This is a genomic window from Pseudooceanicola sp. HF7 (genome assembly GCF_011806405.1).
Classification (GTDB): domain Bacteria; phylum Pseudomonadota; class Alphaproteobacteria; order Rhodobacterales; family Rhodobacteraceae; genus Pseudooceanicola.
Genome location: NZ_JAATOW010000008.1, coordinates 43,257 through 59,340, shown reverse-complemented (window position 1 = coordinate 59,340; position 16,084 = coordinate 43,257). Strand labels below are relative to the sequence as shown.

At 63.1% G+C, this 16,084-nt stretch carries 16 protein-coding genes; 1 reads left to right on the top strand and 15 read right to left on the bottom strand.

Annotation, left to right across the window (positions count from 1 at the left end; translation table 11 throughout):
• Nucleotides 1–97 precede the first annotated feature (97 nt).
• On the top strand, nucleotides 98–895 hold the full coding sequence (locus HCZ97_RS06545; protein WP_167687882.1) for an MBL fold metallo-hydrolase: 798 nt from the start codon (nucleotides 98–100) through the stop codon (nucleotides 893–895).
• A 50-nt stretch (nucleotides 896–945) separates the two neighbouring features.
• On the opposite strand, the gene HCZ97_RS06540 is transcribed toward HCZ97_RS06545, so the two are convergent.
• The 15 genes from HCZ97_RS06540 to hutI form a co-directional block, all read right to left on the bottom strand.
• Entirely contained in the window at nucleotides 946–1,683 is a 738-nt protein-coding gene (locus HCZ97_RS06540) for a hypothetical protein (RefSeq protein ID WP_167687881.1), read from the bottom strand.
• On the bottom strand, nucleotides 1,680–2,291 hold the full coding sequence (locus tag HCZ97_RS06535) for a cysteine hydrolase family protein (RefSeq protein WP_167687880.1): 612 nt from the start codon (nucleotides 2,289–2,291) through the stop codon (nucleotides 1,680–1,682). Before HCZ97_RS06535 ends, HCZ97_RS06540 begins: the two co-directional genes overlap by 4 nt.
• A gap of 10 nt (nucleotides 2,292–2,301) precedes the next feature.
• The gene (locus HCZ97_RS06530; protein WP_167687879.1) at nucleotides 2,302–3,105 is read right to left on the bottom strand and encodes an ABC transporter permease; all 804 of its coding nucleotides are present in this window, start codon (nucleotides 3,103–3,105) and stop codon (nucleotides 2,302–2,304) included.
• Entirely contained in the window at nucleotides 3,102–4,073 is a 972-nt protein-coding gene (locus tag HCZ97_RS06525; protein ID WP_167687878.1) for an ABC transporter permease, read from the bottom strand. Before HCZ97_RS06525 ends, HCZ97_RS06530 begins: the two co-directional genes overlap by 4 nt.
• Nucleotides 4,070–5,143: an ABC transporter ATP-binding protein gene (locus tag HCZ97_RS06520; RefSeq protein ID WP_167687877.1), complete on the bottom strand. Its 1,074-nt coding sequence runs from the start codon at nucleotides 5,141–5,143 to the stop codon at nucleotides 4,070–4,072. The genes HCZ97_RS06525 and HCZ97_RS06520 overlap by 4 nt, the downstream gene beginning before the upstream one ends.
• Nucleotides 5,144–5,146: 3 nt before the next feature.
• Nucleotides 5,147–6,226, bottom strand: coding sequence for a PotD/PotF family extracellular solute-binding protein (locus tag HCZ97_RS06515; RefSeq protein WP_167687956.1), 1,080 nt, complete (start codon nucleotides 6,224–6,226; stop codon nucleotides 5,147–5,149).
• A 131-nt stretch (nucleotides 6,227–6,357) separates the two neighbouring features.
• Nucleotides 6,358–7,410, bottom strand: coding sequence for an isopenicillin N synthase family oxygenase (locus tag HCZ97_RS06510; RefSeq protein ID WP_167687876.1), 1,053 nt, complete (start codon nucleotides 7,408–7,410; stop codon nucleotides 6,358–6,360).
• A gap of 321 nt (nucleotides 7,411–7,731) precedes the next feature.
• Nucleotides 7,732–8,517: an amino acid ABC transporter ATP-binding protein gene (locus HCZ97_RS06505; RefSeq protein ID WP_167687875.1), complete on the bottom strand. Its 786-nt coding sequence runs from the start codon at nucleotides 8,515–8,517 to the stop codon at nucleotides 7,732–7,734.
• Between the two features lie 13 nt (nucleotides 8,518–8,530).
• Nucleotides 8,531–9,190, bottom strand: a complete 660-nt coding sequence (locus HCZ97_RS06500; RefSeq protein ID WP_167687874.1) for an amino acid ABC transporter permease — start codon at nucleotides 9,188–9,190, stop codon at nucleotides 8,531–8,533.
• On the bottom strand, nucleotides 9,190–9,843 hold the full coding sequence (locus HCZ97_RS06495) for an amino acid ABC transporter permease (RefSeq protein ID WP_167687873.1): 654 nt from the start codon (nucleotides 9,841–9,843) through the stop codon (nucleotides 9,190–9,192). Before HCZ97_RS06495 ends, HCZ97_RS06500 begins: the two co-directional genes overlap by 1 nt.
• Nucleotides 9,844–9,915: 72 nt before the next feature.
• A complete protein-coding gene (locus tag HCZ97_RS06490; protein ID WP_167687872.1) occupies nucleotides 9,916–10,728 on the bottom strand; it encodes a transporter substrate-binding domain-containing protein in 813 nt (270 codons plus the stop codon).
• A gap of 68 nt (nucleotides 10,729–10,796) precedes the next feature.
• Nucleotides 10,797–12,476 carry a urocanate hydratase gene (gene hutU / locus HCZ97_RS06485; protein ID WP_167687871.1) on the bottom strand — a complete coding sequence of 560 codons (1,680 nt, stop codon included), beginning with the start codon at nucleotides 12,474–12,476 and terminating at the stop codon, nucleotides 10,797–10,799.
• Nucleotides 12,469–13,287, bottom strand: coding sequence for an N-formylglutamate deformylase (gene hutG / locus HCZ97_RS06480; RefSeq protein WP_167687870.1), 819 nt, complete (start codon nucleotides 13,285–13,287; stop codon nucleotides 12,469–12,471). The genes hutU and hutG overlap by 8 nt, the downstream gene beginning before the upstream one ends.
• A gap of 1 nt (nucleotide 13,288) precedes the next feature.
• On the bottom strand, nucleotides 13,289–14,824 hold the full coding sequence (gene hutH / locus HCZ97_RS06475; protein WP_167687869.1) for a histidine ammonia-lyase: 1,536 nt from the start codon (nucleotides 14,822–14,824) through the stop codon (nucleotides 13,289–13,291).
• Nucleotides 14,821–15,984, bottom strand: coding sequence for an imidazolonepropionase (gene hutI / locus HCZ97_RS06470; RefSeq protein WP_175581654.1), 1,164 nt, complete (start codon nucleotides 15,982–15,984; stop codon nucleotides 14,821–14,823). The genes hutH and hutI overlap by 4 nt, the downstream gene beginning before the upstream one ends.
• Nucleotides 15,985–16,084 lie beyond the last annotated feature (100 nt).

The window sequence follows — 16,084 nt, the reverse complement described above, 5'->3', positions numbered from 1 at the left end:
CGCGGTCCAAATTGTTAACCTGGAGTTGCATTTTACGCGATGCGAGGGGACGAGACGAGATGACATTCGAGGACAAGCCATTGGGGCAAGAGACACCATGAGCGCCTTGCCCGTCGCCAAAGCCTGGTATCGCTCCGCATCCCCTTCCCCCGGCCTGACGCTGATTACAGAGCCCCATGTGCATCCGATCTTCTCAGCCAACATGTATCTGGTTGAAGGAGAAGACCTGGAAATGATCATCGACACCGGGATGGGCGTTGCGCCGCTCAGGCCCTTTGTCGATGCGCTGCGACCCGATCCCTCCAAGCCCATGATTTGCCTCACCACGCACACGCATGTTGACCATTTCGGCGCGGTACAGGAATTCGACACGCGCCTGGTCCATCCCCTGGAAGCCGGCGAACTGGCGACGCCGCCGGCCTATTCCCTGGATGCCTCGACCCTGCCGCAATCGCTTGTCGAGGCGTTCGAGGCAGCAGGCTATGCTCCGCTCTGGCCGATGCTGATCGACGCGCTGCCCCATGAGGGCTACGACCCCCGCAGTTATCGGTTTCCCGGTGCCCCTGCCACCGGCACGGTGACCGAAGGGGATGTCATCGATCTTGGCGGCTGGAAGGCAGAGGTCATCCACCTTCCCGGTCATTCTCCGGGCCAGATCGGGCTGTGGCAGGAAGAGACCGGCACGCTTTTCAGCGCCGACGCGATCTATGACGGCCCCCTGTTATGGGATGGCCCGGACTATGATGTGCCTGCCTATGCAGAGACCCTTCGCAAGATCCGCGAGCTACCGGTGCAAATCGTCCATGGTGGTCACGATACCGCCTTTGGCCACGCCAGGATGCAGGAGATCTGCGACGAATATCTTTCCCTTTGGGAAGGCAAGGGGCTGATCTGAAACGCCCGGGGGACAGCCCCCGCCACTGACAGGGCGGGGAAACTGCCGCGTCAGCGGTGCCAGACCTCTTCCCGAAGCGTGCCGAAGTAATCCGTTCGGAAAAGGTGCAACCGGGCATCTTCAAGCCCGGCAAGAGAAAGGATGACCTGCCCCTCGCGCAGCGGGTCCGTTGAAAGGCGCGCAACACCACGATCTCTATCCCAATGGCCAAGCGTGTATTCGGCGGTGAAGAAATCGGCCAGTGCCGCCTCCGGGCGCTCCCCTTTTTCCAGGGCCTGGCGCAGGGAAAGGCTGTCCGGCGCATCCGGAACCCCGGTTGCCAGCAGGAAGGTCGATCGCGTCCAGGCAAGATGCAACACGCGATCTTCCAGCCTCCACGTGGCATGGTCACAAGGCGCATGGGCCAGGCGCGTCCAGACCTCTCTGTAAGCGCCTTCGGCACCGTCTTCGATAATGCGCCCCCCGGGGCCGCGACGCAGGGTGCCGACATCCGCCGCCGCGCCCTCGGGTGTCCCGTGAAATGCGATCTGGCGATGCCAGGTGCAGCGGTCCCCCTTTAGCTGGGTCGTGCCTGCAAAGCCGAAGCCGTTCATGAGCTCCAGCAGCGCGTCGGCCCCCAGTTCGCAAAGCGCGCCTGCACCCTCTGTATCGGGCCGGGTCAGCGGGATGCGGATGTCGCAAAACCCTTCCTCCGCCTGCAACCAGTGAACACGGGTCGTGCGATCCTCCATGCCCGGTGCAGTGATGCTTTCACGCTGCCAGTGCCCGCCGATGCGCATTTCGCTCATGCAGCGGCGCTGAGGGACAGGATCTTGGCAATGGCGTCTTCCGTTTTGATCACGGCACCTTCCTGAAGGTATTCCATCGCGTTGAGGGAGGCCTGGTGCGCTTCGGGCGAGGTTCCCCCGACAGAGTCGGAAACGACCCGGCAGTAGTAGTCATGCTGGTGCCCATCGACGAAGGTGTAATGCACGCAGACATCCGTCATGCCGCCGATCAGGATCAGGGTTTGCGCCTTGAGCCCCTTCAGCAGGATCTCAAGATCCGTTCCGAAGAAGGCAGAGTAGCGGCGCTTGGGGACAAAGTAATCCTCTGGCCGCTGGCCGGTGATCTCTGCCGGCAAGCGCGTTCCAGGGTGGTCCTCACGGCAGTGGATTCCCTCAGAGCCATCCAGTTCGCGACCGTAGTCGACCATGTCCTTGCGGTGGATTTCCTGTACGTAGACAGTGGGCAAACCAGCTTCGCGCGCGGCCTCGATGACCTTGAGGGCCCGGGCCATGTTGTCCTTGTATTCGGGCATCATCGGGATGCCCTCTTTCACATCCATGAAGGCAGAGGCCTGGATGTCGATGACCAGCAGGACGGCGTTTCCGACGATTGTAGGTTGGCGGGGCATGGCAGTTCCTTCAGTTGCGGGATTGATCGGCACCCATCAGGCGCGGCAGATCGCCGTAGCGCGCGACCAGGGAAAAGGCGGCGACGGAGACGAAGATGAAGGTGATCGCGCCAACGGCCATCGTGGGCGTGAAGCCGTTGCGCAGTGAATTGAAGATCTGCAGCGTCACCGTCGCGTAGGAGGAGCTGGAGACGAAGAACATCACGATGAACTCGTTGAAGCTGAGCACCATGGCAAAGAAGAAGCCCGAGATGGTGTAGGGGATGGTCTGTGGCAGGATGATCGTGCGGAAGGTCACGCCCTCGGTCGCGCCCATGGTTGCGGCGGCGTCTAGGTGGGCACGATCGATGCTTTGCAACCCGATGGAGATGGTGACCAGCGGCAGCGCGGCGAACAACGCCCCATGGGACAGGATCCCGGCCCAGAGGGAGCCCAAGCCACCGAGAAAGGACCACATGAAGCCAAGCCCGACGCCAAAGACGATGGGCGGAACGGCAAAGGGCAAGGCCATCAGCCCGGCGATGGCCTTTGACAGCCCGGTCGCCCTTTTCCACAGAAAATAAGCCGCGGGCCAGGCGAAGAGCACCGCGATCGCCGCGGAACTGAGCGCCACGATCACCGAGTTGCCAAGCGCCGTGCGCCAGATCGGTTCAGAGATGAAGAACTCTGAAAACCGGGTCAGTGTCGGGTCCTGCGGCGGGAACAGCATGGATCGCCCGCCGTTCAGCGCAGAGGCCGCAACCACCAGGATCGGCAGCATCAGCATCACCGCGCTCAGCCCCATGAACAGCCGCCCGAAAAGAGAAATCCTCATGCCGTGCCTCCGGCTTTGGAAAGCTTCTGTCCCGCAATCAGGAATAGCCCCGCCGTGATCAGAAGGATGACCGACTGGGCCGCGCCGAAGGGGGCGTTAAGGGTCGAGCCGCGTACGGAATCGTAGATGGAAACCGCCAGCGTGTGCTGCGACGGATCGGCAAAGACGGAAATCGTGACATAGGTGCCCAGCAGGAAGACGAAGAGCAGCAGGGTGGAGCCGAAAAGAGGCAGCCGAACAGAGGGCAGAACGACCGTCCTGACGACCTGCCCGGGCCGGGCGCCCATGGTGCGCGCGGCCTCGACCAGCGCCGGGTCCAGACGTGACAGCGCCGGGTAAAGCAGGATCACCGCATAGGGCCAGACCAGGTAGGCCATGCAGAGCACCGTCGCGAAGCCCGATGTCTTGAACTTGAAGGCACGGGGTGAGGCCAGGCCGACATCCCTGAACCACTGGAACCAGCCCAGGTCTTTCATCAGGTCGGTGAACCCGATCCCGTCGAGCAGCGCGGGCAATCCGGAGCGTGCGGACAGCAGGATATCCCAGCCCATGACGATGAAGACCTCTGACAGGGACAGGGATGAGAGCAGCACCACCAGCCAGACCGTCTGTGCCCGCCGGCTCATCCGGGTCAGGAAATAGGTGAAGGGAAAGGCCAGCGCGACGGCGATCACGGCACCGATCGCCGCGAAAAACAGAGAATAGCCAAGCCGCTGGATGTAGAGCGACTGGAACGTCTCCGGCCATGTCGCGCCAAGGAAGAAGCGCTTGTAATGGCTGAACTCAAAGCCGAACGCCCATCCCGCCCCTTCGATCTTGTGACCGAATGAAATGGTAAGCACGAAGAGGAATGGCACGAGACACAGAAGGGCCAGCAAGGCGACCAGCCCCAGCTTGAACCAGAGAGAGGGTTCGCGGACCACGATGGGGGCCGGTGTAGGCAGATCCTCTGCGGTGCTCAGGCTCATCCCGCCGCCTCCACGTCGCGGGGGAAGACATGAAGTTTCTCGGGCGGCAGATGAAGCGGCACCTTTTCACCCACGGAAAGGGGGCGCAGGGTCTCACCGGCGCCGTATTCCACGATCATCTCGCCCACCGGTGTCTTCAGGTAGATGTCGCGGGTAGAGCCCACATCACGGATGAAGGTGATCTCTGCCGGGATGTTGTTGCCAAGGGCCGCGTTTTCCGTCTCTGCGATCACGGCGTTCTCGGGACGCACTGCAATGGTCACCGGTGAATTGTTGGTGAACTGACGGCTTTCCGGGGCCTGCAGAAGGTAGTCACCCACCCGGAACCTGCCACCCTGCGCTTCACCCGCCAGGAAGTTCGCCTTGCCGATGAAAGAGGCAACGAAACTGTTGGCCGGCCTGGAGTAGATCTCTTGCGGGGTGCCGACCTGTTCGGCGCGACCCTTGGACATGACCACGATCTGGTCGGCCATGGTCATCGCCTCGCGCTGATCATGGGTCACGACGATGGTGGTGATGCCGACGCGCTGCTGAAGCAGGCGCAACTCTACCTGCATGTCTTCGCGCAGCTTTGCATCAAGCGCCGACATCGGTTCATCAAGCAGGAAGACGGAAGGTTCCTGCGCAAGGGCCCGGGCAATGGCCACCCGCTGGCGCTGCCCGCCGGAGAGCTCTCCGATGCGGCGATCGCCGTAGCCAACAAGTTGAACCAGCTCCAGCAGCTCATCTGCCCGCGCCCGGCGCCTGGCCTTTGCCACCCCTTCAATCGCGAGCGAATAGGCGATGTTCTCTGCCACGCTTAGGTGCGGAAACAGGGCGAAGTTCTGGAAGACCATGCCGAACTTGCGCTGATGAGCAGGCTTGGCCGTGATCTCCTGATCGCCCAGCATGAGCTGCCCCCGGGTGGGGGTCTCCAGCCCCGCGATCATCCGCAAAAGGGTAGTCTTGCCGCATCCTGACGGGCCCAGAAGCGCCGTCAGCTTGCCATGCGCAAAGGTCAGGTTGATGTTGTCCACCGCCCGGAAGGACCCAAAATCCTTCCGGATGGCTTTCATGACGAGATCGGCCATGGATCAGCCCTCGGCCAGCATCGCGTCCCAGGTTTCCTGAATGAAGGTCTCGTTATCCAGGTAAGCGCCGTAGGCCGGGCGGATGGAAGGGGAGCCGGAAACGGCGGCGAATTCCTCGTCCGTTAGGTCGGTCGCCTCCTGGGGCAGCAGCGGCGCGGTGCCGATCATGCGGGACATGATGGCCTGCACTTCCGGCGTGGAGGAATAGTTCACGAACTCAGCGGCCTCCGCGCCTTTCTCCGACAGGCCGGACAGGCACCAGGACCCGTAATCCTGCACGCAGCCCTCTTTCGGGAACATCGACAGGATCGGGAAGCCATCGGCAGCCATGATCCCCGCGACATCGTGGTAGTAGGTGCCCGCCACCACATCGAGGTTCTTCATCGCCTGTTCCATCTGGCTTTCTGCCGACCACCAGAGCGCAACGTTGGGCTTCAGCTCTGCGGCCTTCTCGGTGATGGCGATGATGCCTTCGTTCGTGGCAAAGGTTTCTTCCCCGTCGAAGAAGGTCGCGGCGATGACATCCATGAAACCGGCATTGTAGCGCCGCGCGATCCCAAGGGAGGCTTCGAAGATCTCCGTGTTCCAGAAATCGGCCCAGCTTGCCGGCGCGTCGATCTCATCAGGGTTGATCACCATGGAAGAGAACCAGGACATCGCCCCCACGCCCAAGACCCCGGGGCTGTCTTCGAAGACGAAGTACGGATCAAGCTGGCTGGCGGCCGGCACCTTGGACATGTCGAGCGGCGCAAGAAGCCCTTCCTCCCGGCTGGCCTTGATCAGCGTGTCACGGGCGTAAAGCGACAGGTCCGCAGGCACGGTCCCCGCCATGGCCGCTTGCTGCATGGTGATCAGCCAGTCGGCAGAGTTGGGCTGGGTCACGCTCTCCACGGTGATGCCAGTCGCCTCGGTGAAACCGGGATAGACGTATTGCTTGAAGCTGTCCTCGAAATAGCCGCCGTAGGAGCCGATCTTCAGCACCCGGTCCTGGGCGATCAGGGGCGCGGCAAGGCCGGAGGCCGCGGCAGCGGCTGCACTGGTCTGAAGGAAGCTTCGGCGGGTCAGGTTTGTCTTGATCGTCATAGTGTGAATTCCCTGTTGCTTTTGCGGCCCTTGGCCTGTTTTTTCATGGCTGGCGCTTGGCCAGATCTAACCGGGCGGCCCAAGGCGCATCCGCCATGGACCGGGACGATCGTCTTGCCGGGACGCCGGCTTCATCCTTGCGCGGGCTGTTTCGCCTCGCGTTTGAAGGGGTTCTCGTCCGGGATTTCGTAGTCGGGGATGAAGACCCCCTTGTCCCGGGCGTCGGACATGTAGCGGAACCCCTTCGTGGTCATCCGCATCAGGTGCTCTCCGGCCGCCATGGGCGGGTACCTTGCCACGGCCTCCGGCGTGCGGAACTTCTCCAGCGGTTCCACCACGGCATGGTAGTCGAAGCCGAAGAAGAGCGGCATGGAATAGCGCTCCCTGCCTGAGTTGATCACCCGGTGCTGGGTGGATTTGAACTGCCCGCCCGACCAGGTTTCGAAGATATCCCCGATGTTAACAACGAAGGTGCCCGGAATTGGCGGGGCCTCTATCCAGACGTCATCGGCATTCATCACCTGTAGCCCGGGACCGCCGGTGGCGAGGATGGTGAAACACTCGAAATCGGAATGCGCGCCGATGCCCATCATCTCTTTCGTGGCTGGCATGTCGTTGGCGACGTAATGCAGCAGGCGCAGTTGAGAGCACGGGACGTTGATGTGCTGGCGCAGCTCCGCCGGGTCGACCTGAAGCTCAAGCGCCAGCGTGTCGAGCAGTTTCAAACCAAGGGCGAAGACCGCGTCGTAATAGCCAGATACGGTCTCTTTCCAGCCCGGCAGGTCGGGCCAGACGTTGGGGCCGGTCATGCGCCAGCCGGCCAGGTAATCGGGGTGATCCGCCGGGGCCTCGTAGGACATGTCCCAGGCCTCGTTGAAGTTGATGGTCTTGGGGAAATCCCAGCCGTTTTCCTCGTAAGGGACGAACCCGCGATGGTGGGTGGTGAACCCGCACCAGTACTTCATCTTCTCGGAACGGGTCATCTCGTGAAATTGCTTCGACGCAGCGAAGGTCGCCTCGACCTGTTCCTGCGGGATGCCGTGGTTGATGATGTAGAAGAAGCCCGACTCCCGCGCGGCCTTGCCAAGCGCAGCGGCCACTCGGGTCCTGTCGGCCTGCGTGCCGGTCATCAGCGGCCCGAGATCCACGACGGGCAAGGTGGCGTCATCTATCGTGAGCGCCATCTGATCATCTGCGATTACACGCGCAACTTCTGCCTTTTCCTTCAAATCACGGGTCACGATCCTTCGGCTCCCTTAAGCTTTGGTCGTGGGGTCGTCCCCTTTGTCAGGATGGGCGCTCAGGGCAAATCCGGGGTCGTCCCCGGCCATCGGCTCATGACAGAAGTGTTAACCCCGGCAGGGCACCTGTCTTGCCTCACATGACCTGTGGGCCGAAACGGACCGATTTTGATCGCTTTTTGACCCCGAGCACGCGCGGAATGCTCAGCCTTTGGTCACCCAAGCGGCAAAAGTCCCCCTAGAGAGGGCGCGAATCAAACGGGATCAGACGACGTTGCGCTCACGGTAGGTTTGCAGGAAGCGCTGGATACGGGGATCTTCCGGCTCCTTGCCGAAGATCTCTGACGGGGGGGTGACACCGACCAGCCGACCGCCGTCAAGAAAGGCCACGCGATCCGCCACATGGGCGGCAAAGCCCATTTCATGGGTCACGACAACCATGGTCATGCCCTCTGCCGCCATCTGCTTCATGGCGGCAAGCACCTCTCCGACCAGTTCGGGATCAAGTGCCGAGGTCGGCTCATCGAAGAGCATCAGCCGGGGTTCCATCGCGACGGCGCGGGCGATGGCCACGCGCTGCTGCTGCCCGCCCGACAGGTTGGCCGGGTGGTTACCCGCCTTGTCAGACAGCCCGACCTTTTCAAGCGCAGCCTGCGCCTTTTCCTCAGCCTGCTTGCGGGACAGGCCCTTCACCTGCATCAGCGCCTCGGTCACGTTGCCAAGCGCTGTCATGTGGGGCCAGAGGTTGAATTGCTGGAAGACCATTCCGATCCCCTGCCGCTGCTTGCGCAGGGCGCCCGACGCCAGGGCACGCCGCGGAGAGGCCCCGCCTTCACGCCAGCCGATCAGCTCCCCTTCCAGACGCACTTCGCCATCGTCATAGGCCTCAAGGAAGTTGAGACAGCGAAGCAGCGTTGATTTGCCGGACCCGGACGGCCCGATCAGGCAGAGAACCTCGTTTTGGTTCACGTCCAGGTCGATGTGCCGCAGCGCCTCGAAATCTCCGAAACGCTTGGACAGGCCACGGACGGTCAGGATCGGTTCGGACATGGGGGTGTTCCTTTCAGGCGCGGCTCAGGTGCCGTGTGACGCGGGTTTCCACCCAGGCGCCGAAGCGGGCTGTGAGGGTGACCATGAACCAGTAGAAGAGCGACAGCGCCAGCAGCGGTTCGACGTAGGTGAAGGTCTCTGCCATCATCGATTGCACCTGGAACAGAAGCTCCGGCACCGTGACGGTGGCAAGGATCGCGGTTTCCTTGGTCAGGATGATGAAGAAGTTGGTCAGCGGCGCGGTGATCGGCACCAACATCTGCGGCAGGGTGATGCGCAGCACGATGCGCCATTCCGGGATGCCAAGGCAGCGGGCGGCCTCAATCTGGCCCAGCGGGATGGCGTTGAAGCCGGACCGGAAGATCTCTGCGAAATAGGGGGAGCCGTAGACGATGAAGCTGAGGATACCCGCCTGGATCGGCGTCAGGACAAGACCCATGTAGGGCCCGCCATAATAGAGCAGGAAGAGCTGGATCATGAAGGGCGTGCCGCGGATGACCTCGACATAGGCGTAGATCACCCAGCGAAGCGGCGCGGGGCCCCAGCGATAAAGACAGGCCAGGATGAAGCCCAGCACGACGCCGCCCAGCGAGCCGACGATCCAGCACAGGACCGTGACGCCGAAGCCCTCCAGAAGCGCGGGCCCGTAGCGAAGGAAAAGATCCAGTTCCATCAGGACACCTTCAGACGCTTCTCAGCCAGCAGCCCGGCGCGGGAGATGACGAGGTTGATCAGGAAGTAGAGCACGGCAGCGGTTATGTAGATCTCCAGCGGGCGGTAGGTCTGGCCCGTGATGTTCTGCGCAACGCGGGTCAGCTCACCGATGCCGACGACCGACGCAAGGGAAGACACCTTCACCAGCAGGATCAATTCGTTGATCAGAGAGGGCAGCCCGATGCGGATCGCCTGTGGGACGAGAATGCGCCGCCAGAGCGACATGGGCGGCATCCCAAGGGCATGAGCGGCCTCAGTCTGACCGGCCGGGATCGCCTGCAGGGAGCCGCGCAGGATCTCTGCCGAATAGGCCGCCGAACACAGGCCGACGGCCGCGATGGCCGCGGCAATGGCAGGCAGATCCAGACCCACATAGGGCAGGATGTAGAAGAACACGAGGATCTGCACCAGCAAGGGCACCCCGCGGAAAAACGAGATGTAGAGCGCGGCAATTCCCGACAGCAGGCGCGAAGAAGAGATACGCGCGGCACAGATGCAGATGCCCCAGATCACCGAAATCGCCATGCCGGCCAGGGAAATGATCAGCGTCCAGCGCGCCGCCGCCAGCAGGTAGGGCAGGTTGTGCCAGATCGTCTCGAACGAGAAATTCACGGAGCATGCATCCTTCTGGCGGAACAGGCCAAAGGGGAAACCGGCGGATCGCAGTGACCCGCCGGCATGGTCTTACTTCACTTCCGGCATGGTCGTGGGCAGCTCAGGTGCCGCGCCCAGCCATTTCTCGTTGATCGCATCAAGGGAGCCGTCTTCGTGCATTTCCAGCAGGATCTCGTTCACCTTGGCGATCAGGCTTTCGCTTTCCTCGCCACCGGCGGCGACCCAGCCGAAGTACTTGGGATCACCGAAGGGCGGCATCACCAGCTCGAACAGGCCCGGACGCTGGACAGCGGCATAGCCCATCAGCGGCAGGGAGTTCGCAACCGCCTTCAGACGGCCCGCGGCCAGATCCGCCAGCGCCTCGTCGATGTTGCCGTATTCGCGGATCTCCGCTTCGGGCTCCAGGGTGGCAGAGAAGGCCTGAAGTTGTGCCAGCTGCGCCGTGCCCTTCTGGGTGCCGACAGGTTGACCCGCGATGTCCTCAGGGACCGAGATGCTGTCATCGCCGGCCTTCTTGGCCAGGGCAACGGTGGCATTGCCGATCGGCAGGGTGAAGTTGTAACGCTCCATCCGTTCGGCAGTCATGGTGACGGGCGCGATGACGAAATCGAACTTGCCGGCTTCCAGGCCGGGCAGGATCGAATTCCAGGGCAGGTCCATGTATTCGACTTCGACGCCCATCTTCTCGCCCATGATGGCGAAGATATCCGCGTCGATGCCCACGTATTTGCCATCTTGCAGGATGTCGAAAGGTGCGTAGTGCATCTCTGTCGCGACAGTGATCTTGCCTTCTTCCATGATGTCGGAAAGCACGTCGGCCTGCGCCGCACCGGCCAGGCCAAGCCCGGCGACGGTCAGCATTCCCAGCAGAGTCTTCTTCATGTTCGGTTCTCCATCTGTTGGATTGGGGGAGGGTCTTGTTTTTGTTTGGATCCGCCCTTCCCGAGTTGTTAGTCGGCGGACCCGAGTATCCCGGGAAGTTTGAGTTGATGTTCGCGCGCGCAGTCCAGAGCGATGTCATAGCCCGCATCTGCATGTCGCATAACGCCGGTTGCCGGGTCATTCCAGAGCACACGGGCAAGCCGCGCATCCGCGTCCTCGCTACCGTCGGCGCAGATGACCATGCCGGAGTGCTGGGAGAAACCCATTCCGACCCCACCGCCATGATGCAGCGACACCCATGTCGCGCCCGAAGCGGTGTTCAGCAGGGCATTCAGCAGCGGCCAGTCGGACACGGCGTCGGAGCCGTCCTTCATCGCCTCGGTCTCGCGGTTCGGCGAAGCGACCGAGCCCGAATCAAGGTGATCGCGCCCGATGACCACCGGGGCCTTCAGCTCTCCGGTGCGGACCATCTCGTTGAAGGCCAGGCCCAGGCGGTGACGCTGGCCAAGGCCGACCCAGCAGATCCGCGCCGGCAGCCCCTGGAAGGAGATCCGCTCGCGCGCCATGTCCAGCCACTTGTGCAGGTGCGGATCGTCGGGGATCAGCTCCTTCACCTTCTGGTCGGTCTTGTAGATATCCTCCGGATCGCCGGACAGCGCACACCAGCGGAAGGGCCCGACACCGCGGCAGAAGAGCGGGCGGATATAGGCAGGCACGAAGCCGGGGAAAGCAAAGGCGTTCTCGAAACCTTCGTCCAGCGCCACCTGCCGGATGTTATTGCCGTAATCGAGCGTGGGCACACCTGCGTTCCAGAACGCCACCATCGCCTCGACATGTTCGCGCATGGAGGCACGCGCGGCCTTCTCTACCGCCTTCGGATCGCTCTCGCGCTTTTCGCGCCACTCGGCCACGGTCCAGCCCTTGGGCAGATAGCCGTTCACAGGATCATGGGCCGAGGTCTGATCGGTCACGATGTCCGGGCGCACGCCGCGGCGCACAAGCTCAGGGAAGATATCGGCCGCGTTGCCGACCAGCCCCACGGATTTTGCTTCCCCCGCCTTGGTCCAGCGCTCGATCATCTCAAGCGCCTCGTCCAAGGTGGATGCCTTTTCGTCCACGTAGCGGGTGCGCAGGCGGAAATCGATCCGGGTTTCGTCGCATTCCACGGCCAGGCAGCAGGCGCCCGCCATGACGGCGGCCAGCGGCTGAGCGCCACCCATGCCACCAAGGCCGCCCGTCAGGATCCACTTGCCGGTCAGGTCGCCGTCATAATGCTGACGGCCGGCTTCGGCGAAGGTCTCGTAGGTGCCCTGGACGATGCCCTGCGTACCGATGTAGATCCAGGACCCGGCGGTCATCTGGCCGTACATCGCCAGACCCTTCTTATCGAGCTCGTTGAAATGGTCCCAATTGGCCCAGTGCGGCACGAGGTTCGAGTTCGCGATCAGCACGCGCGGCGCGTCCTTGTGGGTCTGGAAGACGCCGACGGGCTTTCCCGATTGCACCAGAAGGGTCTCCGTCTCGGACAGGTCCTTCAGGGCGGCACAGATGCGGTCGAAGTCTTCCCAGGTGCGGGCCGCGCGACCGATGCCGCCGTAGACCACCAGCTCATGCGGGTTCTCTGCCACGTCGGGATGCAGGTTGTTCATCAGCATCCGCAGGGGCGCCTCGGTGAGCCAGGATTTCGCGTTCAGCTCCGTGCCGGTCGGCGGGTAGACATCGCGCAGGTTGTGGCGGCGGTCAGCCATGTTTCTTTCCTCCCGGAAGGTATGGGGCCAAGGCATCAAGGGTGCCAAGCATGGGTTTCAGCGTGTTGCGCAGGCGCTCTGCCCGGGCTTCATCGAAGTCGAAGGGCGCGCTTTCGCTGCGCAGGTGGGTCTTCTGGGCCAGCTCCAGCTGGATCGCGTGCACATGTTTGTCCGGCTGACCATAGTGGCGCGTGGTCCAGCCGCCCTTGAAGCGGCCGTTCAGCACCCAGCTGTAGCTGTCCGCATGCTGCGCGGCGATTGAGGCGACGTCCGTTTCCAGCACCGGCGCACAGCTCTTGCCGTCGTTCGTACCGATGTTGAGATCGGGCAGGATGCCGTCGAACAGGAAGGCGATCTCTGACCGGATCGAGTGGCAATCGAACAGGATCGCGACCCCGTGCCTTTCCAGCGTCTGGTCGATCATGCGCTGCATGGCGGCGTGATAGGGCGCATGCCAGGCTTGGCGCCGTGCCTCTACCTCTGCGGCATCGGGCTCCTGCCCCGGCAGGTAAAGCGCATGGCCTTCAAAATCCGTCAGCGGGCAAAGGCCGGTGGTGTTCTGCCCGGGATAAAGGCTTTGCCCGGAGGGATCGCGGTTGGCGTCGATCACGTAGCGATGGAAGTTTGCCTGCACCACGCTCGCACCGTCCAGCACACCGTCGTAAAGCAGATGAATGTGCCAATCAGTATCGGCCAGCGCCTTGCCGGTCTCGTTCAGGCGGTTGAAGATATCCTCGGGCACATAGGTGCCGACATGGGGCATCCCAAGGATGACGGGGCTGTCGCCGGGAAAGACGCTCACGGGCTCCATATCAGTCTCCGAGTGTCATGAGGGGCGTGCCGGATACGGAAGCCACCAACGCGCCTGAGGCGACAAGCTGCGCGGCGGTCTCGATCTCCGGCGCAAGGTAGCGGTCCTGATCAAGTGGCGGGACCGTTTCGCGCAGTTTCGCTATGGCGGCCTGCAAGGTCGCGCTGGTCTTGAGCGGCGCGCGGCATTCGATCCCAAGCGCCCCGCACAGCAGCTCGACCCCCAGGATGTTCGACAGGTTCTCGACCATGCGCGACAGCCGCCGCGCGCCATGGGCGGCCATGGAGACGTGGTCCTCTTGGTTCGCAGAGGTCGGCGTGCTGTCTGTCGAACAGGGATTGGCGAGGTGTTTGTTCTCGCTCATCAGCGCGGCGGTGGTGACCTCGGCAATCATGAAGCCGGAGTTCAGGCCGGGATCCATCGCAAGGAAAGGCGGCAGATCGAAGCTGAGCGTCGGGTCCACCATCAGCGCCACGCGGCGTTGCGCAATTGCCCCGATCTCGGCCACCGCCAGCGCGATCTGATCGGCGGCAAAGGCCACCGGCTCTGCGTGGAAATTTCCGCCCGAAACGATGCGCCCGGCCTCGGTCAGGACCAGCGGGTTGTCGGTGGCCGCATTGGCCTCGATCTCGAGCGTGGTGGCGGCCATGCGCAACAGGTCGACACAGGCGCCTACGACCTGGGGTTGGCAGCGAATGCAGTAGGGATCCTGAACGCGGCTGTCGCCTTCGCGGTGGCTCTCGCGGATTTCGGAACCCTCCATCAGGTCGCGCATGGCAGCGGCAACCTCGATCTGACCGCGATGTCCGCGCAGGGCGTGGATTTCAGCCAACAGCGGCGCGGTGGAGCCCATGATCGCATCGGTCGACAGGCTGGCGGTGACCAGGCAGGCCTCTGCCATGCGCCAGGCCTCGAACAATCCGGCCAGGGCATGAGCGGTCGAGAATTGCGTGCCGTTGATCAGCCCAAGCCCTTCCTTCGGCCCCAGCACCACAGGCGACAGCCCCGCTTTTTCCAAAGCCTTCGCACCGGGCATCCGCGCGCCGTCAAACACGGCCTCGCCTTCGCCGATCATCACGGCGGTCATATGGGCCAGCGGCGCAAGATCCCCGGATGCCCCGACAGAGCCCTGGGCAGGCACGACAGGCACGAGGTTCGCCGCCAGCATCCCCTCGATCAGCTCCATGACCTCCCAGCGGACACCGGATGCCCCGCGTGACAGCGATAGCAGTTTGAGCGTCATCATCAGACGCGTCACCGGGGCCGGCGTGGGTTCTCCGACACCGGAGCAATGGGACAGGATCAGGTTGCGTTGCAGCGTCGCCGTGTCTTCCGGGGCGATCTTGACAGAAGCCAGCTTTCCGAAGCCAGTGTTGACGCCGTAGACGGCCTCTTCGCCCTGGGCGGCCTTGCGCACCGCCTCAGTTGCGGCTTCCACGGCGGGCTTGGCGGCCCGATCAATACGCACCGGACCCTCGCTGCGGTAAAGCGCCTCAAGCTGTGAAAGCGTGGTCGCGCCAGGAATGAGATCGGTCATGCATGTCCTCCGATGATACGGCGATGGAGCGGGTTGAAACCGATCCGATAGGCAAGCTCTGCGGGTTCAGCGACGTTCCAGATGCCCAAGTCCGCACGCGCACCGGCGCGCAGCACGCCGCGATCCGTCAGGCCCAGGGCCTGTGCCGCGTTGCGCGTCACCCCGGCCAGCGCCTCTTCCGGCGTCAGGCGGAACAGCGTGCAGCCCATGTTGAGCGTCAGCAGCAGCGATGTGAGCGGAGAGGACCCGGGGTTGCAATCCGTGGCCAGGGCAATCGGCACACCCGACTCACGCAACAGGGCGACGGGGGGCACCTGTGTCTCTCTCAACGTATAGAAGGCGCCGGGCAGCAGAACCGCGACGGTTCCAGCCGCGGCCATGGCAGAGACACCCTCTGCATCCAGGTATTCGATGTGATCTGCCGACAGCGCGCCATGCCGGGCGGCCAAAACCGCGCCGCCGAGGTTCGACAATTGCTCTGCGTGCAGCTTTACGGGCAGGCCAAGCGCCTTTGCCTCTGCAAAGACCCGTTCGATCTGTTCCGGCAGAAAGGCGATCCCTTCGCAGAAGCCATCCACCGCATCAACCAGCCTCTCTGCATGCGCCGCCCGCAGAGCAGGCAGACAGGCCTCTTCCAGGTAGGCATCCGCGCGGTCCGCATATTCCGGCGGGATCGCATGAGCGCCAAGGAAGCTGGTGCGTATGGTCACATCGCGCATGGCCGCGATGCGACGCGCAACACGCAGCATTCGCAGCTCTGTCTCTATGTCCAGACCGTAGCCCGATTTCACCTCAAGCGTTGTGACCCCTTCGGCCAGCTGGGCGTCCACGCGCCGCAGAGCATCGGCAAGCAGCGCCTCTTCGCTGGCCTCCCGCGTGGCACGCACGGTTGAAACGATCCCGCCGCCGGCCCGCGCCACTTCTTCATAAGACGCCCCTTCCAGCCGAAGCTCGAATTCACGCGCGCGGTTCCCGCCGAAGACGACATGTGTGTGGCAATCAATGAAACCGGGCGTCACCAGGCGGCCACCCAGATCCTCGACCTCGGCATCGTCGTAAGCGGGCAGTTCAGAGGCCGGACCGCACCAGAGGATCTTGTCATCCTCCATCGCCAGGGCGCCACAGGACAGCAACCCGTAAGAGCCAGCACCTGCCTCCATCGTCGCCAGAGTTGCATTGGTCAGGATGCGGATCGGCACGAAAACCTCGATTTGAAAACCTTGGGACTTGAATAAGTCGCGTTAATTGAGATTATGACCA